The organism is Tateyamaria algicola, assembly GCF_047715485.1.
Classification (GTDB): Bacteria; Pseudomonadota; Alphaproteobacteria; order Rhodobacterales; family Rhodobacteraceae; genus Tateyamaria.
Map to the genome: position 1 here is coordinate 66132 of NZ_CP180420.1, position 26500 is coordinate 92631.

A 26500-nucleotide genomic window follows, 5' to 3' on the forward strand; every position below is an offset into this window, starting at 1 on the left:
GCGGCGAGTGGCAGTCATGGCGGCCCGCTGTGCAGCATTAAGGCCTTCCGGCCAACGGCGCCTTCGGGCTGGGCAGGAACTTTGGCACAATGTGAGTCCAAGGCCAGGTAGGCGAACTCTCGCCTGTGTTACTCGACTTTACCACCACGTTAAGAGGTCGTTAACGAACTTGGGAAAAATTTACCCATCATTTATGGAGGTAAACCGAATGCCTACAAATGAATGGTTCGAAACACGTGTCATGATCGCCGCTGAAGAAGCGCGTCGTGCCGGATTTAGCCAAACTTATTTGGCCCTTTTGGATTTGCTGCGCGCGTCGAGATGCAGCGACGAGCGGATGATCGGCAGCCTGTCTACGTCACATCCAACTGTAACTGTACGCTCACAGTTGGACCCAAACGATGGACCATCCTTTCTCGGCTTTACCAACAGTTAACCAAATCATCCTTTGGTTGAGGTGTAGACAAACCAAGGATTCGGAAATGCAAAAACACGACTGGATTATTGAGGTGTGTGAGGATCTGAAAAGATACGCCAAGAAGCACAATCTGGCCCACCTTGACGGTCAGTTGGACACTGCCCTAACTGCAGCTAAACATGATGTTGTATTGGCCCGGGTGAATGCTGTGCATCACGCAACAAGAGACTGTGCTGTGCTCGGCGCAAGCATTGGCGTTTGCAATCATCAAGGTACAGACATCCATGACACCGAGAGATACGACACCGTTCGTTGCCAATGACAATCGACGTCCGAGTTTGCGTCGACGTGTAAGTGCGTGTTTATTCTTGACTCTGGACGAAGTGAGTGTTGCCGACATATTCGACAGAGCAATGATTGATTGGACAGGCTTTCAACAAGAAGAATGTTTTCTTTGGAGAAGCGGCGGCGCCAGACTGGTTGTCAGGATAAATGACTGGCTTGGGCTGCAGGACGATCTTGCCGCCAGACGCGGCGAAGGTCTCAAGTGAGCCCATACTCACCCAGCGATGGCGGCGCAGCGAATGTCTCATATGCTGCGATTGATCGATCAATAGACTCTCGGGAGATTGGTGGTGCAAAGCGACTCTCAAAAACTTGTGGTTGGCGGAACGGGATTCCTTGGCGGTGCGATTGTTGACGCACTCGTTGAACGTGGACATCGGGTCGCTGTGCTTTCGAGGGGTGTTACCTCGCGAACACTTTCGGAAGCTGTCGAAGTCATTGAAGCTGATCGCCATAGAAGCTTGAGCGCGCTAAAGGGGCGACATTTCGAATGGGTCTTTGATACCTGTGCATTCACGCCGGATGCGGTATCAACTTTGTTGGGTGCACTGGACAATGAGCCTGAGCGATACGTTCTGGCTTCATCACTTTCGACGTATGGTCGGTACGATAAGCCCGGTCTGACTGAAGCTGCTGACGTACCAGAGGCTACCCAAGATGATTTTGAACGGGCGGACGCCGTGCCTCTTGAAGACCGTGGCTCTGCTGTTGCTTACGGACGCTCGTATGGCCCACTGAAACGCGCATGCGAAATCATTTCCGAACAGAAACTGGGAGACAGAGCAACTGCGCTGCGAATAGGTTTAATCGTCGGCGCAGGAGACTATACCGACCGACTTACTTGGTGGGTTCGGAGAATTGATGAAGCCGGGCGCTCAAAGAGCCCAACAGTGGTTGCACCGCTGCCAACCGACCGCCCGGTTCAAATCCTTGATGTGCGTGACGCCGCAAGGTTCGCAGTGTTCTGTGCCGAAGACAACCTTGGCGGCATTTGGAATGTGAACGGCGATGTCATGACGATGCAGGATCTACTCAACGAGATCCAGGAAACCACTGCATCAGCAGGTGAAATTCACTGGGTTCCTGCCAGTGTTTTCATGGACGCAGGCGCTGAACCTTGGACAGATGTGCCTCTTATGGCTCCCGACGCGCCAGCTTTCCGTCATTTTCTTGAAGTGGATGCCAGCCGTGCCAAAAATGCTGGTCTTGAAGTCCATCCCATGAGGGAAACGCTCAAAAAACTCTTGAGCTGGGATCGCACAAGGCGTGACAAGGCTCTGATTTGCGGACTAAGCGCCGAGCAAGAAAAACAGATTTTGATTGGAGTATCCTAAGCTGCTGTCTCTAAGTCGCGGTGAGGTTACTTTTGACGCCTAAATGCCTAGAGCCGACGTTTGTTCACCCGCAGCGAAAGTCCGGTTCCCCGCAACAGCAGACATCTGGGACTAGTTTATCCATGTCCGCTTGGGGATGCGGGGGAACCTTCGAGCTGGATGCAACGAAGGTCAGCAGCGAGCCCAACCCGGCCATCGACTTTCTTCGCTGCGTGTGCACGTAGTACGAAAATTGCTGCGGATGCTCGGTCCAGTACGATGCGCAGGGGCGGAGATAGCTGCCATTCGTTCATCGCGTAGCGAAATCTTCAATGGCAATTCACGAGTCACGTACAAACTGAACTTTAATTTTTGAGGCTTCGCTGATGCAGCATTCTTTTGCGGTTGCACCAGGCTTACTGCTGCCCCGCACCGAGTGTCACCGATACCGACCCTCCAACCTTTGACGATACTGTCTTAGTCAATTATTTCCGTCGACAGTTTCTTAAGGATGTGAGTCCAACACGTTCCGCAATGATGCTGACAGTCCGTGTACCTAATTTGAGCACGGCATTTTGATGCTTCCCGCGCTGGTAGAGTCCAGTTGCAATTCAAAGAAACGTTGCCTTTCTTGCAGCTTGTAGCCCGCACAAAAGAAGCCAGATGCCCGAAAAATCGAGTGACGACATAGAGATAAAGCGTCTCATTTTGCTGGAAGAGCGCAATAAAGCCGATGTTGCTGTTCGGATGATTGGGATACCGATCGGTGCCCTAGTCTTTCTTGGTTACACGGGAGACCCAATCTCACTTGTTTGGGCCATCGCTTACGTCTGCATGTATTGGGTTCACCGGATTTACTTGCGGTCCTTGAAAGGAGATGTCTCGGCATTTCAAACTGATGTCATCTATCTCGGTATTGCTCTGCTTACAGTCGTTTTCCTTTGGCTACCAAGTAAAATGCTATTGAGTTCTGATCAGAATTTGAACTTGGCTGGCGCCGCTTTGATCGGTGCTCAACTGGTGCACTTGGTGCATCGCGGTGACACCAACAAGAAGCTCATCGCTGCTTTGACTCTTGCTTTCTTCGGCACAACCACGGCGTTCCTTCTACCCCATTTGCTTGGGCTACGAGATACTACTGCAATCATCGGCATAGGTCTGAGTTGGACGGCGCTTGTGTTCTATCTCTGGCAGTCCCTATTATCGACGCGCCGAAGAATTCTAGAGGAAGAAGCGGCAAAGCAGACCGCTTTCCAGGCCCAAAAGATGGCCGCACTGGGCCAGTTGGCGGGCGGCGTTGCGCATGATTTCAACAACATCTTGACTGCGATCCAAGGCAATCTGGAGATTTATAGGCACTTGGAAAACGAGGACGAAAAACAAGAAGTTATCCTCGAAGCCGAGCAGGCAAGCGTGAAGGCTGCCTCCACCGTTCGCCAGATGCTGCTGTTTGCGCGGAAAGCGCCGCTAAGCAACACGATAGCAGACGCAAATGTTCCGATGATGTCCGCCAGATCGCTCACCAAAAACGCTGTTCCTGCAAGTGTTCAGTTGAACTGGCTGATGTTAGAAGAGCCGGCCAGTATCAGTGCGGACACAGACCACGTTGCTACCGCCCTGATGAACTTGGTTTCCAATGCAATTGATGCTTGCAGCGCCAAGGGCAAGGTAAGCGTTCTTGCAAAGATCAAAGAAGTAGCTGCTGAAACAGGTTTTGTTGGTGACAAGGCGCCGCCAAAAGGTCCGTTCGTTGTGTACGAGGTCAAAGATAACGGCCATGGAATCCCGAGCAAAGTTCTAGAGCGCGTCGCCGAGCCATTCTTTACAACCAAAGCAGTTGGTCAGGGCACAGGGCTCGGTCTCTCCATGGTCCTATCAATTGCAGAGAGCTTTGAGGGCGCGCTGAGGATCGAAACCTCCTCGAACGGGACAACTGTGGAGATGTACTTACCGCTGATTGGCTATGAGAACTGACAGTTTTTGTCTGCATCAGCCAATCGTGCAAAGTTGGCTAACCTTTGAGTGGTATACTGAGCCTTCCAATGTTTCATTTTGAACTTGAAAACGCCCTTGGCACCGTAGAGCGCGTCGAAATCTGAACCGTCCTGGCGAATGGTTATCTAGTCCCCTGTGTCCGGATACTGACTTTCTTTTGAGCGGAATGCAGCTACGACTAGTTCAGTTTGGAATGCGCACGACACTGCCAAATGCGGAACGAAGCGTTCCGTTCTCATCGACCAAAGGAAGAGACAGGCGTTTGAAGTGTGCGTGTCCTCTCCCGAACTGGGAGCTGATGTACTCCGAGTAGTACGGCTCCTTGCGGCGGAAGCAGTTTCGAAATGCATTCTCGGCTTTCTCTAGCAGGAATCTGTCCAAGACATCCGACAGGCATTTCCCAGATACGTCTGCCCCGTTGGGGATGAACGATAGCTCAGTCGCGTCACCGAACTGGAGCTTAAGAGGTTCATCGTCTGTTGAGAGCTGATGTACCAAAAAGCACTCGTGCTGGTCGGATGCCCATTTGCCAACACTAAACTCGGCGCGGCCTGGACTTCGCTCCCTGTCGAGGCTCAACCAGGTGGCCACAAGTTGGACGTGCACTTCGGGTGCATCTTTTGGAAGAAGGTCAGCATTTTCGCTCATCTTGGTTCTTTGCCTGCAAGAGTTTGAAACATTATGTAATAGCGGGCTCGATCGGTTTGTATTTGACATTTAGTGCCATTCTTTTGACAGTTCCATCCATGCGTGAAACCTTGGGACTGCCATCAGCGAGTGTGTTGGCAACCGTCGGGCGGGATTTACCCGATTTTTTGGCACAACACTCCGTTGACATTGATCCGCTCGTTGAACCTTTTGGCTTCAATGTCGATACGTTCACTGATTTGGATGCACGGATTGATTTGGATGTCTTCTGCCGACTGATGGAGGCAGGTGCAGGAATCACGGGGTATGATGATTTTGGAGTGCGATATTCAAACTACTATTCAACCGGTGGTACAGGCGCTTTTGCTCAAGGTCTTTTGGCAGCACCAACACTAAGGCATATGCTGTTGTTCTTCGCCAAGTACATCGACACGGTTGTCGATCACCGCCAGTTCAACCTGACCTTAGATCGCCAATGCGGTGCGATTGAGTGGGAGTACTCACCCGCCGTGCGGTCACCCGAGCAGTTCACAGATTTTTCCGTTAACCAAGTATTGAAGGTTATTTCTTTTTTGACGAGCGGGCGACAAAGATTTCTGCGCTTTGAACTTATGCGTGAGGCACCACCGAACAGGTCACTGCATCAGCATGCGTTTGCGGCTCCGATTGACTTCAACGCTCCTGTCAACCGAATGACCATGTCCGCTACTTTTCTAGACGAGCATAACTCGGCTTCGAACCCTGTTCTTTTTGAGTTGATGAACAGAGAGTGTCAGACGGAACTAGACCGAAAAATTGATCAAAAGTCGCTCTCCGACGTTCTGAGAGAGAATGTCATCCAAGCGTTGCCAAGAGGAGGCTTGACCATTGAGCGAGCAGCTTCCGCTGTAGGAATGAGTAAGAGAACTCTGCAGCGCCGCTTGTCCGATGTAGGTCTAACATATGAGAACTTGGTGGAGGAAACCCGGTTTGCGCTAGTGGAAGCCAAACTGCGCACCAAAGGTATCCCACTTTCCGTTATCGCAGGTGATGTGGGCTATTCTGAACAGTCCGCTTTTACACGCGCCGTCACAAAGTACTTCGGCGAAACGCCGAAGAAACTGAGGCAACGCCTGCTACGTTAGCAGTCCGGAGCGTGACACCACACGCGATGCGTTGGCACGACTCGTCAAATTTCTGGCACGTCCGCTCAATGCAATCCATACGCGAACTGCGTATATGAACCTCAGAAATTGATACAAGCTGTCTCATCTAGACATAGATTTGGGTAGGTCGTTAAAGGCCTATCTTCGCCCACCCTGGGATCAACTCCTCGACTGGGCACCAAAAGTGAGACTGTTGATGAATACCAATCATCTGGCGCGCAGCTATTTGAAGCCGCGCCTCGAACAATGAAGACTCTTGGAGGGCGACATGTCGTCTTTTTCTAACAAGCACCGCATGACAGTGGCGGTATGCGCAAGTGAAGTCGGAAAACGTGCCTTGATAGAGCGTGAGGGCTGCAGATGGGATGTTGTGCCTTATTCGAGCTTTGAGCAACTTGTTGAGTTGATCCGCCTGGGTTCCCTTGATGTTGTGGCACTGCCATTTGATGTGATGGATGAAACATCACCCGAACATTTCCTCGCCTTGTCAAAGGCCCAGCTGGACCAAAGGCCGCTCCTTGTTTCTTACTCAACTTTCAATCCCGGCTGGATCGACAATTTGGTCGCCAGCCTAGGCGTTAGAGTCCATTTGAGAGGAGAATTTGAGTTGGACGCCCTATTGGGGGCCTTGGATGAGTATCTCCAGTGCGCTCTAGGCGGCAACGCCAAAACTGGCGCTCTTGTATAGCAACTGCAACGGGCTGTCGCTTAGGCCACATGATTGCTCACCAATAACCTTCGAAAAGCTGACCACTTTACGTCAGCCGCAGTGATATGGAAAATTCCGGATGCGAGTACTGCTGATTGAAGATGATCCTACCGTTTCTCGTAGCATCGAATTGATACTGACAACCGTCGGCATCAGTGTTTACACGACCGACCTAGGCGAGGACGGCATCGACCTTGCGAAACTCTACGATTTTGATCTCATACTTCTTGATTTGAACCTCCCGGATATGAATGGTCATGATGTCTTAAGGAAGCTCAGGGCTGGCAGCATAAATACTCCAGTCATCATTCTCACAGGTTCCGACAACAGCGTAGACCTGTTGAAGAGTTTTGGGGTCGGCGCAGACGACTATTTGACCAAGCCATTCGAGAGCGAAGAATTGACTGCACGCATCCACGCCATCGTTCGCAGGTCAAGAGGATACTCACAGTCTATAATTGAAATCGGTTCAATTGCAGTGAACCTCGATGCAAAAACTGTGAGTGTTGACGGGATGACAGTACCACTCACAGCTAAAGAATATCAGATGTTAGAACTTCTTTCGCTGCGAAAAGGTACCACATTGACCAAAGAGATGTTTTTGAACCACCTGTACGGCGGCATGGACGAGCCGGAGATCAAAATCATTGACGTATTCATCTGCAAGTTGCGCAAGAAACTCCAAAAAGCGACAGGCGGGGTGAACCCGATCGAAACTGTCTGGGGACAGGGGTACGTGTTACGGGATCTTGCGACAAAGGATGCAAAGTCACGAATGAAGCGAAAGGTCGCCTAGCAGATTGTTTCAAACTTGGTCTCAAACTTTCCACGCGATCTGGCTAGGCTTCCAAAGCTTCTGCCCATTTAATGTCCTCGACCATTAGGCACAGAAGACATTTGGAGTGTTTTTCCAGTGGCTATCGAGCACCGTCTGAACGGCAGCTATGGCCACGTTTGCTATAGTGCGGTGGAAACGGTGCTGCACTTGCGAGCGGATGCTGCGTTAGCGAAGGCTGGAAATCGAATGACGGGACTGAACTGGTCCGGTTTGACAGCATATTTGTGAATGGCTGCAACGATCTAGTGCTGCGGTTCGATAGTCGCCTCTGCGGGCAAAGTACATTTCTGGCATCCGAAGAACTTGATCCCTTGGCTATTTGCCCAAATGCGGCGACATCGCGACTGCTTCAGAAAAGATGCTGCGGAGCCACATGTGTCTGGCAGAGGTTTCATAGCGCCGATGCCAGACAAAGTCGTAGGTCACGGGCGGCAGCGAGAATGGCGCGGAACAATACTCGAATCCTCGAAAAGCATCATTGGCCAACGCCCTGGGAAGAGTTGCTATAAGGTCGGTTCCCATCGCAAGCCGGGCCAGTGCATAAGAGTTGGACGCTGCCAAGTGGATCTTTCTCGATAGGCCTGATGTCTCTAACGCTCTATCGACAATGCTTTTGTTCTCTCCGCCAAAGTCCAACACGGCATGCCTCGCGTCACAGTATTCGATGCAACTGGTTGGCGCTCGTCGGCAACAATTATCATAGAAGCAAACTATAGGGTCTTGATACAGACGCTTTACCGAAAGTTCCAACGGATAGGATCCAACGGATGCAGTCACTGCAAGGTCAGCCCGGTTCTTATCCAAGATTTCGAGCACTCGCCTTCGGTCTCCGAGTTCGATAAACTTCAATTTGGCATTGCTGGGACTTTGCTCAACCATTTGCTTCAGGGCAGACAGTGCGGGCAGAAGTTCTGTTACATTTGTCGCAACTGTGAAAAAGCCTTCGTCCGCCGACGGGTCGTACTCGCTGTGCAGTTCCAAACTCTCCATGTCGCTGACGATCTGTGCTGCTTTTGGAGCAATAAGGTCTGCGGCATTTGTTGGCGCGATGCCGCGTCCCACTTTCCTAAACAATGGGTCATCCAAGCAGTCCCGCAACCTGTTCAGGCTATGACTGACTGAGGATTGACTCACGCCAAGCAACTCAGACGCTCGTGTTACGGACCCGGTTTCATAAACCGCAAGGAACGTTTTCAGCAGACGTCCATCAAGCGCCAACACATCAACTTTCTTCATGCTTTTTTTGTCTCCCCTGCATTGATCCATCGCCATTCCCTATTGTTTTCTCACAGATGCGTGATTTCAGGAAGGTGTAGGCATGAATACTACCGGTACTAGAAGCACTTCAGGAAAGTCGTTCCTGACAGTGATTGATGGAACGGGACATCATCGCAATTGTACGCCACAACCGCACCAACAAATGTCCTGGTCGCTGGACGTGCTTTACGACTTGAAGCTGGCTGCCGAAAGGCAAGGATTTGACGACGTGGCCAACGAGATTGAGGTCGCGTATCAGAGGGTGAAGTTCATATTGACCCGCCACACCGGGTAGTTCGGAAGTGTTTCAAACTAATAGAGTGCCATGCAAAGCGGGCGCAGACGAGGCGGACTTCTCGCAACAGATTCGTCTGCTTCGGAAGTTGGAACCGCCTACGGACACGGAATTCCTTCTCCAAGTTGGTTTGATTTTGGGCGTATGCGCAAGTAGCTATTTTTTGGCCGGATGGTGGGTTTGTGCGATTTGGGGTTTCGCCTACGTTGCAATGCAACTCTCTGAAAAGGCGGTGGTGCGCCTCGTCCCAAGCTCTCCAACAAAACTTCAATACTCTTTAGTCCTTTGTGTACTGTTCGTTGAGGCCTCTGTGTATTGCGCAATGCCAGTGTATCTTTGGTTCCTGGGTTCAGATGTTGCAAAGTTTGCCGCGCTGGCACTTGTCACCGCTTCAAGCATGCACTCGATGCTCAATCGGGCGGCTTTCCCCAGCATCCTGATGTGCTTTTTGGTGCCCGATGCAGCTGTCTTTGTTGTCATCTCAATGCATTCCATCTTCAGGGAGGGGGTGACCGCTGAGGCAACCCTGTTCGCTATCTGCGGTTTGGCTATCTCTGCATTCTTCGTCGTGATGCTGTCGCAATCTTATAGAAAAGAAGCTCAATCGCTGGAGATGCTCGAGCAACTGCAACAGTCACAGAAACTGGACGTTATGGGCAAACTGACTGGCGGGATTGCGCACGACTTCAACAATCTTCTGAGTGTCATTTCGGGCAACCTGCAATTAGTGCCTGGTGCGGCAAGCAGGCAGGAGGCCGAAAGTTTAACTGCCGAAGCATTGAACGCCGCCGAGCGTTGTTCCGACCTCACATCGAAGCTTCTGTCTTTTGGTCAAAAAGCACCACTTCAACCGATTGCGGTTTCTCCGACCAAGGCATTTGAGGAACTCGAAAGATACGTGAGACGACTGTTCCCAGCCCGCATAGCTCTTCAGTTTGACGTTGAGCCAAAGACGGACAACGTATTCGTCGATCCTTCAGCGCTGCAAAGCGCGCTGCTGAATCTCGCGCTCAACTCGGCACAAGCAATTACTGGTAGAGGAAAGATTTCAATTTCCGCAACCCAGGATGTAATAGCTGGTAGAAAGCATGTCCGACTTACCGTAGCAGATGATGGCGTGGGTATTTCTGATTCCAACAAAAATCAAATCTTTGACCCTTTCTTCTCTACGAGCCGCGATGGTGAGGGATCAGGGCTTGGTCTCTCAATGGTCAAAGGGTTTGCGGAACAGTCGCAAGGAAGCGTCGAAGTCGACAGTCAAAGCGGCGTTGGGACAGCTATTAGTATTCTGTTGCCGCCGACGAGCCAGATCCCCCAAGAAGATGATCGGCAAACGGCTGGAAACCTTAACTCTATTCGCGACCCGCAGCGGTACTCCATTGCACTGGTTGACGACAATAGACAGTTGCTGCGCGCGATGGCCATTATGCTCGAACGGGAAGGATACACCGTAACAACTTACGAAAACGGGTCGGACGCGCTGGAAGCCATTGCGTGTAAAGGGGGCTTCCCCGATCTCGTTTTGACTGACGCAGTTATGCCTGGCCCAGTTCAAGGCTGGAATATTGTCCAACATGTCAAGGAGCACGCCCCGAACGTACCGACCATAATGATTTCAGGATATGCCGCTTCTGCTGATGAATACAGTAAGCAGGCTTTGGCTCAGACGGATGCCTTTCTGAGCAAACCAATTGATCTCGTGCAACTTGCAAGCGTTGTGAAAAAGCAGCTTTCGTTGAAAAAGGCAGGCGTCTAGGAGACTATAGGCATCTCAGATCAGGATTCAAAGCTCACTCACGCTGTCGAAAGCCTCGCGGTTCAAAACTTGCCCCAAACACGGACGCTTTCGCACCGAATTCACACTCCGGCCGCCTCTGAGTTGTCAGATCAGGTTGCGGCGAAAGCTGGGTGTCGGTTCGGTCGAAATCGCCCCCGCGAACGACCGCAATGACGACATGCGCCGGGTTGTAATAAAAGACGTGCCGCACGCGCGAACGGATGCTGCGTCGGCGAAGCGCGAAAACTGTTTGGCGGGATTGTCCCGCGTGCCGGTCATCCAGCCTACGCGGCCATGCCGTCTCTTACTGCCCATTCCGGACCTTCCGCCAGTGTCCTGTCGCCGCGACGCAGCTTCCTCGATGCGGGCATTGGCGCAAGATGTAACATCTGGCAATTCGAGCTCATAAGCAGTCGAACGACGCCGATGTGGCAATTGTGGTATCCTGAAGCTCAAGCCGTTTGGGGAGGGGATATGCAAGATAGCGACCACCTTGAGGAAATTGATCTTGTTTTGAATGGCGTGGACACGGGGCGCGACCGCCTTGTCGCCGATAGCTGGCAGCGCTGTATTGAGTCCTATGGCATGGACCCATCCCGACGAGAGCCCGCGCACATACTTCCGCAGACCGAGTATCGTGAACATCGAGAACAGTCCGAAAGGCTGATCGCCACAGCGCGGTCGGGCCTTCAATCTCTTTTTCACCAAGTGGCCGGCCAGAATTACGTGGTGTTGTTGGCTGACGACAAGGGCGTCTGCGTCGATTTTTTTGGTGATCGGAATTTTGAGGACGATCTGCGCGCGGCCGGTTTGTACATGGGCTACAAGTGGACCGAGGATCTGGCAGGCACCAACGGGGTCGGCTCCTGTTTGGTGACGGGCGAGCCGGTCACCATTCATCAGGGTGACCATTTTTCGCTGACACATACGCCTTTGTCCTGCACCGCTGCGCCGATTTTTAACACGCAAGGGTCGCTGGCTGCGGTTCTTGATGTGTCGCTGCTGCGCGGGCCGTCGCCGAAATCCTCACAGAACCTGGCCATGACTCTTGTGACCAATTCAACTCGCCGGGTCGAGATGGCCAATCTTATGGCCGAGACCCGTCGTGACTGGGTTTTGCGGTTCTCGGGAAGTCCGGAATTCCTCGAAGTGGACCCGGAGGCTGCCGTCGCGCTGGACGGATCAGGGCGCATTGTCGGCATGACATCCGGCGCACACCGGACCCTCGATCCCACGGGCAAAAGTAAAGTGATTGGCTCACGGCTTGAAGACTGGCTGGAAATGTCCGTCGATGACCTACCCGATTTCATGCGGGGGCGCCCCTCCGAACAACGGGTCTTGCGCATGACCGACGGTCGCGCGCTTTTTGGCCACGCGATCGCCCCCCAAACTCCTCAATCGACATCCATGTTCCGGCGTCGCCAGCCAGAGTTGCCTGGCCCGCTTGGCAGTTTTGCTGGGCCTGATGCCGCCTTGCAGTCTTTGCTTTTCAAGGCGTCGCGGCTGGCCCCGACCAACTTGCCCTTGCTCATCTCTGGTGAGACGGGAACCGGCAAGGAAAAGCTCGCCCGCGCGATCTATCTGTCGGACCCGCGGGCAGGCGGATTTCAGTCAGTACGCTGTACCGGACTAAGTGCAATCGACAACGTCTTTGAAACGAATGTTGGAACGCTGTACTTGCGTGGTGTCGAGGACCTGTCTTTTCAAGCGCAAGCTGGCCTGCTTTCCTTTCTAGAAAGCCGCCCTGAATTGCGTATCATCGCCTCATGCCGATGCGCGCCTTCCGCTCTTGCCGACGTCTTGCGCGATGACCTTGTGCATCGGCTGGTCGGAGCAACGCTGGACTTGCCTCCGCTACGCAACCGCGCGGATATTGATTGGCTGATCAACCGAATTCTGCGACGGTGTTCAAGCGAGGATATCCTCCTGTCACCTCTGGCGCGCGCGGAATTGAAATCGAGAGCCTGGGCGGGAAACATCAGAGAACTGGAGCATGTGCTGGAATGCGCTGTGACCCTCTGCGAGGGCGTGACACTCGATATCGCGGACCTTCCGCCCCCACCACTGCAACCATCGGTGTTGCATGCAGCGGACACAGCAGATCTTGAGGCTTTGCTGACGGCCTGTAATTGGAACATGTCCGAAGCGGCAAGACGACTTGGGCTCAACCGCTCCACGATCTTGCGCCGAGCGCGCAAAGCTGGGCTGGTAGCCTCTCTTTAAACAGCAAGACTCGTTTGTTGCGTCGCTGTTGCGCGCGCAACAAGAACAGCCGCATTTCTGCCTTGGTTTCGGATTCGCCGCATTTGTCTTTGCCCTGACGATGCGAGAACTGCCTAGTTCATTGGCGGAGGACGATTAACGAAAGGGAGGAACTATGCTCGACACAACAGTAACGGACCAGACCCAGGCGTTTCTGGATCGCTTTGGTGCGGCGCTTGAAAGCAGGGATGTCGCCGCGGCGACCGAGATGTTTGACGATGATTGCTACTGGCGCGACCTGGTCACCTTCACCTGGAACATCAAGACCGTCGAGGGCAAGGACCAGGTGGCCGACATGCTCGCCCACCAGCTGAACACGACCAAGCCCGGCAACTGGAAGGTTGCTGAGGGTGAAGTGCCCACGGAAGATGGCGGCGTTACGACAGCCTGGATCACTTTCGAGACTGCAGTCGCGCGCGGCTACGGGCTGGTGCGGCTGAAGGGTGACAAGATCTGGACCCTGCTGACAACGATGGTCGAGCTGAAAGGCCATGAAGAGCATGCAGGCTTTAATCGGGCCCTTGGCGCCAAACATGGCGCCGGCAAACACCGGGCCACCTGGTCAGAGGAACGCGCCCAGGAGGAGGCCGAACTTGGCTACAAGACCCAGCCCTACTGCGTGATCATTGGTGGTGGGCAAGGCGGTATCGCCATGGGCGCGCGGTTGCGCCAGTTGGGCGTGCCCACCATCATCATCGAGAAGAACGACCGCCCCGGCGACAGCTGGCGCAACCGCTACAAGTCGCTCTGCCTGCATGACCCGGTGTGGTACGACCATCTACCCTACATCAAGTTTCCCGACAACTGGCCTGTCTTTACGCCGAAGGACAAGATCGGCGACTGGCTAGAGATGTATACCAAGGTGATGGAGCTGAATTACTGGTCCAAAACCATCGCCAAATCCGCCAGTTTCGACGAGTCGAGCGGCAAATGGACCATTGTCGTCGATCGCGATGGGCAGACGGTCACGCTGGAACCCACCCAGCTAATCATGGCCACCGGCATGTCCGGGAAGAAGCGGATGCCAGACTTCCCCGGCATGGACAAGTTCAAGGGCGTGCAGCAGCACTCGTCTGAGCATGAGGGCCCCGACGCTTGGAAGGGCAAGAAGGTGGTGGTTGTGGGGTCCAACAACTCCGCCCATGACATCTGTGCAGCCCTTTGGGAAGGCGATGCCGATGTGACCATGGTGCAGCGCTCCTCCACCCACATTGTGCGCTCTGATACGTTGATGGATATCGCGCTTGGCGATCTCTATTCGGAGAAGGCGGTGCAGGCGGGAATGACCACCGAGAAAGCCGACCTGATCTTCGCCTCCCTGCCCTACAAGATCCTGCATGAATTCCAGATCCCCGCCTATCAAGCGATGAAGGAACGCGACAAGGCGTTCTATGACGGGTTGGAAAAGGCCGGCTTCTGGCTGGACTGGGGCGATGATGAGAGCGGGCTTTTCATGAAGTACCTGCGTCGCGGTTCGGGATATTACATTGATGTGGGCGCCAGCCAGCTGATCATCGATGGTGAGATCAAATTGAAGCGCGGCCAGGTGGTGGAGCTGGATGAGACCGGGGTGATCCTTGATGACGGCACCCATCTCGATGCCGATCTGGTGGTCTACGCCACGGGTTACAACTCCATGAACGGGTGGGTGGCTGACCTGATGGGCCAAGAAATGGCCGACCAGCTCGGCAAATGCTGGGGGCTTGGCTCTGACACGACGAAAGACCCGGGGCCGTGGGAAGGCGAACAGCGCAACATGTGGAAGCCGACCAACGTGCCGAACCTGTGGATGCACGGCGGTAACCTGCACCAGTCGCGGCACTACTCGCAATTCCTGTCCCTGCAGATCAAGGCACGGATGGAGGGTATTCCGACGCCGGTCTATGGGCTGCAAGGCGTGCATCACCTCAGCTGATCACAATATTCTTGACGTCGGGCCGTTCTGCCCGACGCACTCAATCTTCAAACGCTGACATGCGCTCTCTAAGGCAAACTTTCGCAAGAATCAGGCGCATCAAGTACCTAGATGGAAGGGTAATCCCCATGGAAGCTACTCTCGAAGGACAAGGCGTAATCGTAACCGGAGCAGGCCGCGGCATTGGTGCGGCAATGGCAAAGGGTCTGGCCAAGAACGGCGCCCAAGTGATGATCGCGGACATAAATAGCGATCTGGCAAAAGAAGCGGCGGACGAGATCAAATCGGGCGGAGGAACGGCTACGGCCTACACCGTGGACGTGCGCGACCGCGCAAATGTCAAAGACATGATTGAAACCGCATGTGCGCATTTTGGCAAACTCGACACTATGTTCAGCAATGCAGGCATTGCACAGGTGCGCCCGTTCCTGAGCATAACCGAAAAAGACTGGCAGGACGTCATGGACGTCAACGCAAAAGGTGTTCTGATCTGCATGCAAGAGGCCGCCCAGAAGATGATTGAACAAGGCATCGGCGGCAGCATCGTCAACACGGCCTCTATTGCGGGCAAACAGGGGTATGAGCCACTCGCTCACTACTCGGCCAGCAAGTTTGCCGTTGTTGCCCTAACGCAAGCTGCGGCCCGCGCCTTTGGAGACCAAAAAATACGAGTGAATGCCATCTGCCCAGGGGTCGTCGCAACTGATATGTGGAAATTGATTGACGAAGGTTTCAAGGATAGCGGTTTGACAGAAAAGGAAAACCAGGCCTTCGATGAGTTCGCCGGGATCGCCGTCCTCGGTCGCGCTTCTGAACCGGACGATATGGCCGGTGTGGCGACATTCCTATCCTCGTCCGGGTCAGAGTTCATGACCGGGCAGACCGTCATCGTGGATGGTGGGTTGGTGTTCGAATAAGCCACCTAGGGAATGCCAAGGCGTCACTTGGTGACCTAACAGACGCGCTTGGATGTGCAACCGCTCCTTTTTGGTGAATCCTACTCTGGTGCCTTAGATGGAACCAGCCCATATGATGCTTTCCAAACCTGTTGCGAGGTTGCGCGGCGGTCATGTACCAGTGCGCGCATGGATGCATAGACGGTATGGCCCGCATCAGCGAGAGCGTAAGCGGTCATCTCGCCAAAACCGCTAGATGCGCCTGTGACGACGATGATTTGTTTTTCTGCTTCCTTTGTCATTTGATTGCTCCTTTGTTTCGAATGGAGGGTTAGCCCGTTCAGACCAACCCGCCGTTTGCGCGCAATGTCTGTCCGTTGACCCAAGCGCCGTCCTGCCCGGCCAGAAACGACACGACATTGGCAATGTCGCGGGGTTCCCCGAGTCTTTCGAGCGGCACCATTTTGGCGAAACGCTCGATCAACTCTGGCGACTTGCCATCAAGGAATAGATCGGTCGCAGTTGGCCCGGGTGCCACGGCATTGACGGTGATGTTGCGGCCACGCAGCTCCTTGGAGAGGATTGCCGTTAGCGTCTCAACGGCCGCCTTGGTCGCTGTGTAGACGCCGTAGTTTTCCAGTTTGGTGCCGACGACGCTGGTGGAGAAGTTGACGATCGTCCCACCACTTTGCAGTCTATTCGCCGCCTCTCGAAGCGTGTTGAATGTGCCTTTGAGGTTGACAGCGATATGCGCGTCAAACAGGGCATCGTCGCTGTCAGAGATCTTCGCCAGCTTCATGATGCCCGCGTTGTTCACGAGCACATCAACACCCCCAAAGGCGGTTTCAGCTGCATCGAACATGCGTCGCACGGCACCCGCATCGGACACATCCGCTTTGGCAGTAATGGCTTTCCCACCCGCAGCCTCAATCTTGTCGACGACGGCCGCCGCCGCGTTTTCGCTGCCGGAATAATTCACGATGACGTTGAAGCCATCCGATGCCAAACATTCGGCAACGGCCGCACCAATTCCGCGTGAAGCGCCCGTCACAATTGCAGTTCTAGGTTTTGTATCGGTCATGAGACTTCCTTTCTATTTGCCAGCACCATGCTGGCGATGACCGACAGATATGCCGTTGATAGAGCGGGATAATGGGGTGTATTCTGACATGACTATTCGCTCTAAACGAATAATGAGGACGCAATGGACCGGCTTGACGCAATGCAGCTTTTTGTGCGGATCGTCGAACGCCGCAGCTTCACCGACGCCGCCCACGATACCGGGACACCGCGATCCACCGTCACCGAAGTGATCCAGCAGATGGAGCAAAGACTTGGGGTGCAATTGCTCCACCGTACGACGCGTGTCGTGCGCCCGACCCTCGACGGGCAAGCCTACTATCAGCGATGCCTTTCGATACTGAATGACGTTGAAGAAGCCGACAGTGCCTTCGTCGGCGCCCCACCGAAAGGCCCCCTGCGGATTGAGGTCCAGGGTACGCTGGCCAGACACTTTCTGATGCCGGGCTTGCCAGATTTCCTGGCCCGATACCCCGAAATTGAGGTCTCCATCAGCGAAAGGGATCGGTGGGTCGATCTGGTCGAGGAAGGTGTCGATTGTGCTGTGCGGTGGGGCGAGCTGCCCGACAGCGATCTGATCGTGCGAACAGTGGGTATGGCAAAACGGATCACTTGTGCTTCACCTGACTATCTGGAGAAATTCGGTGAACCGACCGAGCTAAGCGATCTGGAGACCCACAAAATGGTCGGTATCTGGCCTATGTCTACGGGCGCGGTTCTTCCGCTCGAGTTCCTTGTGAAAGACCAAATCAAGAGTTTGAGACCGTCCAGCCAAGTGTCGGTCAACGGCCCAGAGAGTTATCGATTGTGCACCTTGTTCGGTCTTGGCTTGGCGCAGATGCCGCTATTCCATATTGACGACGATCTCCGGCTTGGACGGCTCAGTCAGGTTCTGGCAAAACATGACGTTCCGTCTGTGCCAGTCTCGCTTCTCTATCCGCGAAGTCGCCAGCTTTCAGCGCGTGTGCGCGTGTTTATCGACTGGGCGGTGAGGTCGTTTCAGGATGACAGATTCATGTAGGGCGTCTTCCTATACCAACGGTGCTCTATCATCTGGCGAAACGTCCGCGATTTGGTCAATCGAGGTATTCCTGTTTCACGCCATTCCCTCTCAGACCATAGTTGGGCGGTATAGACCCGCTTCGATGTCTGCGATCAGAGACGGTTCGGGTGGGCTCCAGTTCAAGATTTTCCGTGTCCATGCGCTAGAGGCCGGGGTGTCGGAGGCGGCCATGAAGTGGAACCAATCGAAGTAGGTCTGGGCCTCTTCGCCGGACTTGCGTGATACCGGCAGATTGAGGCTTTGGCCGAGCGCCTCGGCGATGTCCTTGAACGGCACGGCTTCTTCGGCCACGGCATGGTAGTGGACGCCGCCCTCGCCCCGTTCCAGTGCCAGTCGGTATAGTCGCGCAGCATCCTGCTGGTGCACGGCACACCAGCGGTTTTGCCCTTCATCGATATAGGCAGCCTCGCCATTCTGTACCGCGATGTCTGCCAGCATGCGCACAAAACCGTGGTCTCCGGCGCCGTGAACAGAGGGTGCGAGTCGTACGGCGGCAATCTTGACGCCTTTCCGTGCCATTTCTGCGCCCGCATGTTCTGTCGCCACGCGGGGGTTTGCCATCTCACCTGTGGGAGCGAGGTCAGTCTCGGTCGAGAATGCCCCAGGTGACAGGATTGCAGTGCCCGATGTCACGAGAAAAAGCCGGTCTGATCCAGCCAGTTCCGCACCAATCGCGCGCACAACCTCGGCGTCATGGGCGCAGTTTTCGGCGAACTTCGAGAAATCGTGATTGAAGCCAAGATGGATCACGGCGTCGGCCTTGGCGGCCCCTTCGCGCAGACTGGCCAGATCTTCGAGGCTTCCCCGATGTGGTTCAGCCCCCGCCTTTTTAAGGGCTTCAGCAGAGGCTTCGGACCGTGCAAGCCCAATGGCCGAATGGTTGTTGTCCAGCAACTCGCGAACGGCGGCACAGCCGACATAACCTGTTGCTCCGGTTACGAATACACGCATAGCTATCTCCTTTGTTACACTTAGGTTGGGCGTCAAACCCAAAACTCGTGAGACCAGATATACGAGCATTGGTGATACGCTGAATGTGTGATGATCGCTAAAATCTTCGCAATCGTCCCAATTTGTTGCTTTGCGATAATCGGTTCGGTATTCTCAATCAAAGCTGAACCACTGAGCAAATCAAATGGACCCCCTGTCTGACATTCTTTCGATGCTGAAGCCGCAGAGCCACCTCGCGGGCCTGATCGACCTGGGCCACCAATCCGCAGTCGCCTTTCCGGATCAGGCCGGGGCGCTGAAGTGCAATGCGATGCTAGCGGGGCAGTGTTGGGTGGCCGTTGAGGGAAGCGACACGCCGGTTCTGGTCGAGCAAGGCGACTTCTTTGTTCTTCCAAGTGGTCGACGGTTTTCGATTGCAACAGACCCTTCATGTGTGCCCGAACCGCTAGAGCACCTCCTTTCGGTGCCTTTTTCCAAGCAACCTGCTGTCGTGAATGGTGGAGGTCATGCAACGATCGCAAGCTGTCGTTTTACTGTGTCACAGGTCCAACCGGCGCATTTTGTCTTTATGCTGCCCCCGATCATCGTGATCCCCGCCGAAGAGGCTGCCGCAGCGCAGTTGCAATATTTGGTCGAACGCATTCTGGATGAAGTGGCGGCGGCTCGTGCCGGAGGGTTGCTTATTGCGCAGCATCTGTCCCATGCCCTTTTGGTGCAGATGCTGCGGCACCGACACATCGCAAAGGATGGTTGCTTAGGCTGGCTGGCCGCACTGGCGGATGCACAGCTCTGTCTAGCGTTGGACGCGATCCACGCAGACATCGGACGCAAGTGGACGCTCACAGCTCTAGCGGAACACGCCGGGATGTCCCGGTCCGTATTTGCACGGCGCTTTCATGACGTGTTGGGAGAGACCCCAATGGACTATCTGACAAACTTGCGCATGGCGAAAGCGAGCGATCAGCTTATGACTTCACGCGATACGATTTCAAAGGTTGCCGAGCGCGTCGGGTATCAGTCTGAGAATGCTTTCAACGCTGCGTTCAAACGGGTCGTGGGCAGCCCACCCAGACAGTTCGCAAACCAGTTTCAATCGCCGCCTACTCTATAAGCAACAAGGCTTTGTCTTGAAACGGATGTCCGCTGATTGGCGGATTGCGAACATTCGAGAAAGCTGCAGCACTTGCAGAATTGGGGCTCAATGCCGACCTCGGACCGGAAGCTGAAACTTATCGCCCGTCTGGCTGGCTCCGATGATGACGGCCCATTCCGGACCTTCATTGATGAGTATTCTCTGCGATCCGGATTCAGCAAAGCAGACTTTCGTTTCCCAAAAAATAGGCAAGCTAGCTGATCTTGCCCCCTGTTCTGAAGTTGCGGGCAACTCATGCTACGTGAACGTTCGGCATAGCATAGTAGTACTGTGGGACCGACCGTGTAAGCTGCCATTTGACTTCTGGCAAAGTCCTCAACCCTCGATGGCAAACGCGGAGGATTTTTTTTAGCGCTTCTGCCAAAAGTAATTAGAGTAAGCTAGGAAATCGAATCCTTCTGGCGCAAACCTCCCTGGAGGCTGAAACAATTGCTACGTTTTTTCTTATCACTTTCGATGGCTGTTTTCTTTTCAGCCCAAGCCTCGCATGCGCATGAGCTGACGCCAACAATCTACGATGATGGCCGCTCGTGTCCTGGGGACTGTGATGCTCATGTGGTACTTAATCCAAGGGACAACGGAACAAGACACGCTTACAAGCCGGGAACTAAAGGTGATCCCCAAAAGTGCACTAGTGGCAGAGAATGCAGAATTTGCTTTGGGCACAAACCGGATTCCTGCATGACTGTTTTGTATCGAGGGGGTGGCCCTCCAGCCGGAAAGCTAGATTTCACACCAGCCTTTTACAAACAGTACTGCGGGAAAGACGGGATATCCCAACGACTGACGGAGCAATGCTCCGCGCTTGATCGGGCGGTGTCTCGCCAGGGTTACGACAAGCGAATCAACTGCGTTGCGGATCGAAATAATACCCAATGCACTGCTACCATCTCCAAGGCGCAAGAAGAATACAATGCAGACTTGACGGCCTACCAAGAATGCCAACGCGTCGGCGAGGACAACTACAACGCTGCGCAACCAGATGCGTCAACCAGAAGAATTTACGGCTGCGCCTACTCGAAGTTAAAGACCGGAGGTCCTAATCGCAACGGTCTCCGGTGGCATCAACTACTGCCAGCAGCGTGTCGACCCGGAACATTCGTGGGAAAAGACGGGTTAGACTGCTGCGGTGGCGAACCAAGGGTTGAAGCGGCGCTGCACCCAGAATGCTCAATCTATTACCTAGAACCTTAAGGTATCTCCGACCCAAAGCGGTCATTGGCCTTATGATCTGATTTCTGCACCAGCAGTCTGGATAGCGGACCTTTAGGAAACTGGCCTGTCACTGTGGGAGAAGAGAGGCTTGATATATAGCATTAATACATTCAACCTACACGCGCGACGTTGTCAATTAGGGCGATTTGATGAGAGAATTTCTGCGCAGTTACCGTAAGCACTTCGACTATGACGGGTCTTACCCCCTGACCCGTTTCACATCGCTGCTGAGGGTGGGGGACTATGGGATATTCAAGAACAATAAGTTTGAAAAGCGGGGGCATGTGAGCGAGTGGAGCGAACGGCCCGAGATTTTCAAAACTGAGTTTGGATTGACAGAAGCCGCCTCGGGCTTCGCATCCTTCTACAAAAGCGGTATCAGTGTTAGCGCGAACGGCGATATTGGACCAATTGCCGAGGGCAAAATCAGTTTCGGGTTCGACCGACAAGGCGGATGCCTGCTGCAATTGGATGGAACTCAAAACGAAGTCTTCAAGCATAAGCAAAAGGTGATTGAAGAACTGAAACGGTTCAAAGGTGCTAAAGAGTTTGATGTCATATTCACGGTTAAACGCGCGACATCCGGGGTTCTTCTGGTCTCTGACAGCACTGAATGGAAACTTGAAGCGAGCGGCTCGGATACGGTGCTGAGCCTTGGGCGACTTGCTCATGCGGGCGTGTCGCTGACCCAGACAAATGGCTCTGGCAGTATCACACATGTTCCCGAGCCCAGCGAGGACGGGAGGATGGCAGCTGTCGCCTTTGAGGTCTATGGCACCCGCTGGTTCAAATTGGGCCGGATCGAACGGCTCGGTGTCGATGACCGTGAAACCGACGGTGAGCCGAGATTCGGTCGCGTAGATTTGTTCGAAGAATTGGAAAGCGAGGAACCATAGCCATGGGACTGTCGCTGTTCGGGTCCGAGGACGACGAGGCCTTCCTCAGGAAATACGATCGGGCTTCCCAAAAATGGAAAGTGCCGCTGGAGGGCCCGTTCTGGAAAGCGGTGGCTTGGGCGCACAAGGACGGCTTGAACGGGCAAGGTTCGCGGATTGCCGTCATCGACTCGCATCCCGACACGACCATTCCGGTGCTTTCGGACATCACAACCCATGTCATTGGGTCCGACACTCCCGATGTTCACGGCAGCTTGGTATCACTGCTGTTGAAAACTGTCGCTCCTGCCTGCGAGCTTCACCATTTTTCAATCATGGAAAATGGTGAGGTCAACGCGATCTACGTGCGAAGAGCCCTCAAAATGGCGCTCGACATGGATTTTGACTACATCTGCATGAGCCTTGGTTCCGAGACCGAAATGAGCCGCGCTCTGAACCCGACGATAAAAGATGCCCTGAACGCGTTCGATTTCGTCGACGCGGCGGGACACATGATGTCCGAAGAGCTTGCTCCACCTCATGCCGGTTCATGCCCGCTGGAGCCATGCTTTTGCGACAAGGTTGAGGCGATGTGCCAAGGCAAGAAAACCGTTGTCGTTGCGGCCTGTGGCAACGCGAAAAACATCGGTTCCTGTCCGGCGCGAACGCCGAGCGTGTTGTCCATTGGGTTTCAAACAGAAGATCGCCGTTTCCAGGATGGGCACGAAGAAGCGTATTGGGCGGGACCGAATTTCGCGCAAAGTCCCTTCCTCGACTTTTCTGTGTTGCAACCGGCCGGCGCAATTGGATCAAGCTTTGCAGCGCCACTTTTTGTGGGTGCGTTGGCGCTGCGGGCTGAGCCGCGTCCCGTCCGGGATCTGCTGCGCCCGAACGACGTGGCAGCCGTCGGCAAGCGACTGGAAGAGGTTATCGAAGACGAAAACGAGATAGCTGGAAAGGAAATGCAAGGCCACACGCGCGAAGCATCCGAGGAATTGTGGAAGCCGTTGCAAAGAATTTACAACATGGCATGGGCCAGCGTCGGGGACGTGGGCCGCACCGATTTGACGCCCAGTCAGGCCCTCGAAGCGAGGCTTTTCTTCGCCAATACGGTCTTGAACAGCGCCCTGTTTCTCCATCGGCAGGTTTCCTCTGTCGAAACGCTGGAAAGAGCGATGGACTGGACAGAATGGGCGGCGCACCTGATGCCCTACAGCCGCGAAGCTGCCGTGAACCTGGCAAGCATAACGCTCAGCTACGTGAGGCTGAGGGCGGAAACCGGGCAAGATGGGGCAGACCTGACTGATAAGCTAGATCTTGCGGAGAAGATTTATGCAGAAACGTTACGGATTAACCCCGATGATCCTGTCGCAAAAGAAGGAATGACAAGTGCCTTAGGGTTGCGATTGCGCTATGAGGCAGGCCTTCTTGGGCATTCAACCTGACGCCGAGTCTGTGTGCACAGGTCCGGCCACTACATTCGTTCGAGATACATTTTTTAGGATCATGAAGTAATCCTCGGCCCATTGCGGTCACTCGACTATGGGCCTTGATGCTGCGGTCGCAGCCCGCATTGCGGTCATTCGCTGCAAGGGCAAATTCGGGACCGGACCTAACTCACGGTCTGCGGGACTTTTGTGACATTCGCTGCACTAGCACCAATGACTGGTCTTGAGATAATCCTCAATTACTTGGCTTGCGCAGGGTCCGGATCGTGCGCTGCATGAACTCGATATACTGCAGCCGCTCTTCTTCGGTGAAGTCCTCAAGTGTGTCCGCATTGACCTCCATCGCAGCCGCATAGGCATCGTCGCGGATCGCTCGTGCTTTTTCCGTCAGATAGACGACCCGAGCACGGCCGTCGGACGGGTGCTCGCGACGTTCAACAAGCCCATCCCGCTCCATGCGATTGAGAGTGTTGGCCATCGTCGCTTGTTCGACGTCGAGTTTTTCGACGAGTTCGCGCTGAGTCTGTCCGTCTTGTTGCCACAAAGCGAGGAGTGCTGGAAACTGTCCTGGTACGATCCCAAGTGGCTCAATGCGTACCCGTAGGCGCTCGAAACACATCCGCGCGATGTGATGCACCAAGTACCCGTGCGAAGACATTCGATCAAAACTCATAGTGCCGCGCACAATTGCATAGCACGGTATTTATGAACAGAGGGCAGGCCAGTATTCGACGTACGGTCAGGTCGAACGCTGGCCTGCCTTTAGTCATCCCGGATTTCGATTGTTGCTGTACCACATGCGCCAGAGCAACCCATCTTTCTTGATGAAATGATGATAGAGAGCGGCAACCACATGAAGGACAAGCAGCACAATCATCAAACGCGCCCCGATGCCGTGCGGTACGCGCGGGAGGAAGTCCCCAAAGTCGGGGAGTGGGACATCTGCGCCGCCGAACAAAACACTTCCAGCGCCAGACAGGACCATCATGCCAATCCCGCTCGCTGCCATGCCTAGGATCACGATGTAAAAGAGGACATGCACGGCCTTTGCGCTCAACGTTTGCCACGCCGGATCACCTTCGACATGGGGTGGTTTCTTATCAGCAAAAACCCACCAGGCCAGGCGTATCAATGTGAGCAACAAAATGATGATGCCGAGCGGGACATGTAAGGTCAGGATAGATGCCTTGGCCGCGCTATCCACCAGCGATCCGGCACGAAACCCCGATCCAATCAACGCAAGAATGAAGATTGCGCTGAGCCAGTGTATTGTAACGGCGACAGTGCCGTATCGTGTTGCGGTGCTTTTCATGGCACGTCTCCTCAGTCTGTTGCGACGATTGTGTAAAGGCTTGGGGTAAATGTGACCCCTTCGATCTGCGGAAGCGTGTCGTTCGAGCGCATGGCCGCACTTGCCGCTTGAAAGTCTTCGACACTTTCCCAAATAGCGACATTGATCAGAGCAAATTTCGCATCAGGTGCGATCGACTTGTGAAGCGCTGTGCTGACATAGCCGGGCTGCGTTTGCAGAAAATCGCGACCCCGCGCCCACATGGCAATGGCTTCATCAAGAGCGTCCTGGGGCACTTCAAAAACGTTGATGAGCGTTACATCTGTCTCTGAATTCACAGCATCGTTCATCTCTGCAATGATCCGCAATCCGGATTTGAACGTGTCGAAGTTTATCGCCATGCTGCTGCGGTCCGACGCGATGTAGAAGTCCTTGGATTGAGAGAGCGACTGCTCTGCTTCGTTCAAGACACCATCGCCATTGACGTCCCAGGCGTCGAAGACGCGCCTGCGAGCTTCCCAGTATTCATCTGCGAGGCCGCGCTCCTCCGCGAGTGCCTGCCACCCCTGATCCCACGGCAGATGCTCTTCGAGAGTGATGTTTCCATCTCCATCGTAGTCTTGCGACAACATGACGTCCTGGCGATACAGATCGACCTCGCGCCGCGAAAGCATGCCGTCGCCGTTCCGGTCTACGGATTGAAACACCACGCGGTTCAGCTCTTCCAACTCCCGGTCAAGAGCAAAGACTGGTGTGGTCATTAGGCAAAGGGTTGCGGCTGTCAGCATGAGACTCTTCATTGTGGAACGCTCCATTTCTCTTTCTAACTTCGTTTTGATAGCAGGCTATGATCCCTTATTACATAGCCTGCTATTTACAACAATAGTCCGCTATGTAAATCTGTGCGAGATGGTGAAGCCCACAATGATACCGTAGCACGCAGGAGGCCTGACGTTGAAAATCTTAGTGCTTGGGGCGTCGGGAGGGTGCGGCCAATGGGTCGTCAGGCTCGCAAAGGAACGAGGCCATCAAGTCACCGCAATCGTTAGGCCTAGCTCGTCCTACGTTGCACCTGATGGTGTCTCATTGTTCCGCGAAGACGTCATGGCAAACGGCTTTCTCGAACGCATTCTACCCGGCCATCAGGCAGTCATATCTTGCCTTGGAATGACCCTCAGCAAATCTGGCAACCCGTTTCTGCCGCTCCGCTCTCCGCCTGATTTGATGTCTTCGACCGCCAGACGATTGTGCAGCGCAATGCCAGAGAGTGGTGTTCAACGTGTGATTTCCATCAGCTCAGGAGGTGTCGGTGACAGCGCCGCCCAAACCAATTGGTTGATCCGACTTTTCTTCAATCGCAGCAACATTGCCATTTCCCACGGAGACCTGGCAAAGATGGAAAAGCTCTACGCTAACAGCGGACTCGACTGGCTCGCTGTCCGACCGGTGACACTGAAGGAAGGAGGCCCAACCGGCACAGCTAAGGCCGGGGTCACTTACGGCTTAAGGTCCAAAATCACTAAGGGAGAAGTTGCGCGTTTAGTGGTGGATGCCGCGGAGCAGCGTGCCCCGTTCTCCGATCATACGCCCATGTTCGCTGGCCAATAAATT

At 54.2% G+C, this 26500-nt stretch carries 26 protein-coding genes; 16 read left to right on the top strand and 10 right to left on the bottom strand.

Annotation, left to right across the window (positions count from 1 at the left end; genetic code table 11):
* Positions 1 to 482: 482 nt before the first annotated feature.
* Complete coding sequence (locus tag ACMHLQ_RS01075; protein ID WP_415400943.1) at positions 483 to 740, top strand: hypothetical protein; 258 nt, start codon at positions 483 to 485, stop codon at positions 738 to 740.
* A 40-nt stretch (positions 741 to 780) separates the two neighbouring features.
* Here ACMHLQ_RS01075 and ACMHLQ_RS01080 read toward each other — a convergent pair whose 3' ends face one another.
* Positions 781 to 1218 (bottom strand): hypothetical protein, encoded by a 438-nt coding sequence (locus ACMHLQ_RS01080; protein ID WP_415401014.1) that lies wholly within the window; start codon positions 1216 to 1218, stop codon positions 781 to 783.
* On the opposite strand from ACMHLQ_RS01080, the gene ACMHLQ_RS01085 reads away from it, so the two are divergent.
* Both ACMHLQ_RS01085 and ACMHLQ_RS01090 read left to right on the top strand, forming a co-directional pair.
* Positions 1111 to 2097, top strand: coding sequence for an epimerase (locus ACMHLQ_RS01085; protein WP_415401007.1), 987 nt, complete (start codon positions 1111 to 1113; stop codon positions 2095 to 2097). The genes ACMHLQ_RS01080 and ACMHLQ_RS01085 overlap by 108 nt on opposite strands.
* A gap of 642 nt (positions 2098 to 2739) precedes the next feature.
* Positions 2740 to 4050: a sensor histidine kinase gene (locus tag ACMHLQ_RS01090; RefSeq protein ID WP_415400944.1), complete on the top strand. Its 1311-nt coding sequence runs from the start codon at positions 2740 to 2742 to the stop codon at positions 4048 to 4050.
* A 204-nt stretch (positions 4051 to 4254) separates the two neighbouring features.
* On the opposite strand, the gene ACMHLQ_RS01095 is transcribed toward ACMHLQ_RS01090, so the two are convergent.
* A complete protein-coding gene (locus ACMHLQ_RS01095) occupies positions 4255 to 4719 on the bottom strand; it encodes a hypothetical protein (protein WP_415400946.1) in 465 nt (154 codons plus the stop codon).
* Positions 4720 to 4817: 98 nt separating this feature from the next.
* On the opposite strand from ACMHLQ_RS01095, the gene ACMHLQ_RS01100 reads away from it, so the two are divergent.
* The 3 genes from ACMHLQ_RS01100 to ctrA all read left to right on the top strand — a co-directional run bounded on the left by ACMHLQ_RS01100 (position 4818) and on the right by ctrA (position 7369).
* A complete protein-coding gene (locus ACMHLQ_RS01100) occupies positions 4818 to 5843 on the top strand; it encodes a helix-turn-helix domain-containing protein (RefSeq protein WP_415400948.1) in 1026 nt (341 codons plus the stop codon).
* Positions 5844 to 6132: 289 nt separating this feature from the next.
* Positions 6133 to 6552, top strand: coding sequence for a hypothetical protein (locus ACMHLQ_RS01105; RefSeq protein WP_415400950.1), 420 nt, complete (start codon positions 6133 to 6135; stop codon positions 6550 to 6552).
* Between the two features lie 100 nt (positions 6553 to 6652).
* Positions 6653 to 7369, top strand: a complete 717-nt coding sequence (gene ctrA / locus ACMHLQ_RS01110; protein WP_415400952.1) for a response regulator transcription factor CtrA — start codon at positions 6653 to 6655, stop codon at positions 7367 to 7369.
* Between the two features lie 357 nt (positions 7370 to 7726).
* Here the strand turns inward: ctrA and ACMHLQ_RS01115 are convergent, their stop codons facing one another.
* Positions 7727 to 8647: a LysR family transcriptional regulator gene (locus ACMHLQ_RS01115; RefSeq protein WP_415400953.1), complete on the bottom strand. Its 921-nt coding sequence runs from the start codon at positions 8645 to 8647 to the stop codon at positions 7727 to 7729.
* An 82-nt stretch (positions 8648 to 8729) separates the two neighbouring features.
* Here ACMHLQ_RS01115 and ACMHLQ_RS01120 point away from each other — a divergent pair, with 82 nt between their 5' ends.
* Positions 8730 to 8963 (top strand): hypothetical protein, encoded by a 234-nt coding sequence (locus ACMHLQ_RS01120; protein ID WP_415400954.1) that lies wholly within the window; start codon positions 8730 to 8732, stop codon positions 8961 to 8963.
* 211 nt (positions 8964 to 9174) lie between these two features.
* Positions 9175 to 10719: an ATP-binding protein gene (locus ACMHLQ_RS01125; RefSeq protein ID WP_415400955.1), complete on the top strand. Its 1545-nt coding sequence runs from the start codon at positions 9175 to 9177 to the stop codon at positions 10717 to 10719.
* Between the two features lie 126 nt (positions 10720 to 10845).
* Here the strand turns inward: ACMHLQ_RS01125 and ACMHLQ_RS01130 are convergent, their stop codons facing one another.
* Positions 10846 to 11019, bottom strand: a complete 174-nt coding sequence (locus ACMHLQ_RS01130) for a hypothetical protein (protein ID WP_415400957.1) — start codon at positions 11017 to 11019, stop codon at positions 10846 to 10848.
* 195 nt (positions 11020 to 11214) lie between these two features.
* Between ACMHLQ_RS01130 and ACMHLQ_RS01135 the strand changes: the two genes are divergently transcribed.
* The 3 genes from ACMHLQ_RS01135 (at position 11215) to ACMHLQ_RS01145 (ending at position 15834) form a co-directional block, all read left to right on the top strand.
* Complete coding sequence (locus ACMHLQ_RS01135; RefSeq protein ID WP_415400959.1) at positions 11215 to 12963, top strand: sigma-54-dependent Fis family transcriptional regulator; 1749 nt, start codon at positions 11215 to 11217, stop codon at positions 12961 to 12963.
* A gap of 154 nt (positions 12964 to 13117) precedes the next feature.
* Positions 13118 to 14917 carry an NAD(P)-binding domain-containing protein gene (locus tag ACMHLQ_RS01140; RefSeq protein ID WP_415400960.1) on the top strand — a complete coding sequence of 600 codons (1800 nt, stop codon included), beginning with the start codon at positions 13118 to 13120 and terminating at the stop codon, positions 14915 to 14917.
* A gap of 128 nt (positions 14918 to 15045) precedes the next feature.
* Entirely contained in the window at positions 15046 to 15834 is a 789-nt protein-coding gene (locus tag ACMHLQ_RS01145) for an SDR family NAD(P)-dependent oxidoreductase (protein ID WP_415400962.1), read from the top strand.
* A gap of 80 nt (positions 15835 to 15914) precedes the next feature.
* On the opposite strand, the gene ACMHLQ_RS01150 is transcribed toward ACMHLQ_RS01145, so the two are convergent.
* Both ACMHLQ_RS01150 and ACMHLQ_RS01155 read right to left on the bottom strand, forming a co-directional pair.
* Positions 15915 to 16115, bottom strand: coding sequence for a hypothetical protein (locus tag ACMHLQ_RS01150; protein ID WP_415401015.1), 201 nt, complete (start codon positions 16113 to 16115; stop codon positions 15915 to 15917).
* 38 nt (positions 16116 to 16153) lie between these two features.
* Positions 16154 to 16894, bottom strand: a complete 741-nt coding sequence (locus ACMHLQ_RS01155; protein WP_415400964.1) for an SDR family oxidoreductase — start codon at positions 16892 to 16894, stop codon at positions 16154 to 16156.
* Between the two features lie 123 nt (positions 16895 to 17017).
* Here ACMHLQ_RS01155 and ACMHLQ_RS01160 point away from each other — a divergent pair, with 123 nt between their 5' ends.
* The gene (locus ACMHLQ_RS01160; protein ID WP_415400966.1) at positions 17018 to 17914 is read left to right on the top strand and encodes a LysR substrate-binding domain-containing protein; all 897 of its coding nucleotides are present in this window, start codon (positions 17018 to 17020) and stop codon (positions 17912 to 17914) included.
* 90 nt (positions 17915 to 18004) lie between these two features.
* Here ACMHLQ_RS01160 and ACMHLQ_RS01165 read toward each other — a convergent pair whose 3' ends face one another.
* Positions 18005 to 18907: an SDR family oxidoreductase gene (locus tag ACMHLQ_RS01165; protein WP_415400968.1), complete on the bottom strand. Its 903-nt coding sequence runs from the start codon at positions 18905 to 18907 to the stop codon at positions 18005 to 18007.
* A gap of 184 nt (positions 18908 to 19091) precedes the next feature.
* On the opposite strand from ACMHLQ_RS01165, the gene ACMHLQ_RS01170 reads away from it, so the two are divergent.
* The 3 genes from ACMHLQ_RS01170 to ACMHLQ_RS01180 all read left to right on the top strand — a co-directional run bounded on the left by ACMHLQ_RS01170 (position 19092) and on the right by ACMHLQ_RS01180 (position 23595).
* The gene (locus ACMHLQ_RS01170) at positions 19092 to 20018 is read left to right on the top strand and encodes an AraC family transcriptional regulator (protein ID WP_415400970.1); all 927 of its coding nucleotides are present in this window, start codon (positions 19092 to 19094) and stop codon (positions 20016 to 20018) included.
* 1406 nt (positions 20019 to 21424) lie between these two features.
* Positions 21425 to 22171, top strand: a complete 747-nt coding sequence (locus ACMHLQ_RS01175) for a hypothetical protein (RefSeq protein ID WP_415400972.1) — start codon at positions 21425 to 21427, stop codon at positions 22169 to 22171.
* 2 nt (positions 22172 to 22173) lie between these two features.
* Positions 22174 to 23595: a S8 family serine peptidase gene (locus ACMHLQ_RS01180; RefSeq protein WP_415400974.1), complete on the top strand. Its 1422-nt coding sequence runs from the start codon at positions 22174 to 22176 to the stop codon at positions 23593 to 23595.
* Between the two features lie 238 nt (positions 23596 to 23833).
* On the opposite strand, the gene ACMHLQ_RS01185 is transcribed toward ACMHLQ_RS01180, so the two are convergent.
* The 3 genes from ACMHLQ_RS01185 to ACMHLQ_RS01195 form a co-directional block, all read right to left on the bottom strand.
* A complete protein-coding gene (locus ACMHLQ_RS01185; RefSeq protein ID WP_415400975.1) occupies positions 23834 to 24271 on the bottom strand; it encodes a MarR family winged helix-turn-helix transcriptional regulator in 438 nt (145 codons plus the stop codon).
* Between the two features lie 93 nt (positions 24272 to 24364).
* The gene (locus ACMHLQ_RS01190) at positions 24365 to 24910 is read right to left on the bottom strand and encodes a cytochrome b (RefSeq protein ID WP_415400976.1); all 546 of its coding nucleotides are present in this window, start codon (positions 24908 to 24910) and stop codon (positions 24365 to 24367) included.
* An 11-nt stretch (positions 24911 to 24921) separates the two neighbouring features.
* A complete protein-coding gene (locus ACMHLQ_RS01195) occupies positions 24922 to 25677 on the bottom strand; it encodes an antibiotic biosynthesis monooxygenase (RefSeq protein WP_415400977.1) in 756 nt (251 codons plus the stop codon).
* A gap of 178 nt (positions 25678 to 25855) precedes the next feature.
* On the opposite strand from ACMHLQ_RS01195, the gene ACMHLQ_RS01200 reads away from it, so the two are divergent.
* Complete coding sequence (locus tag ACMHLQ_RS01200; RefSeq protein ID WP_415401008.1) at positions 25856 to 26497, top strand: NAD(P)-dependent oxidoreductase; 642 nt, start codon at positions 25856 to 25858, stop codon at positions 26495 to 26497.
* Positions 26498 to 26500 lie beyond the last annotated feature (3 nt).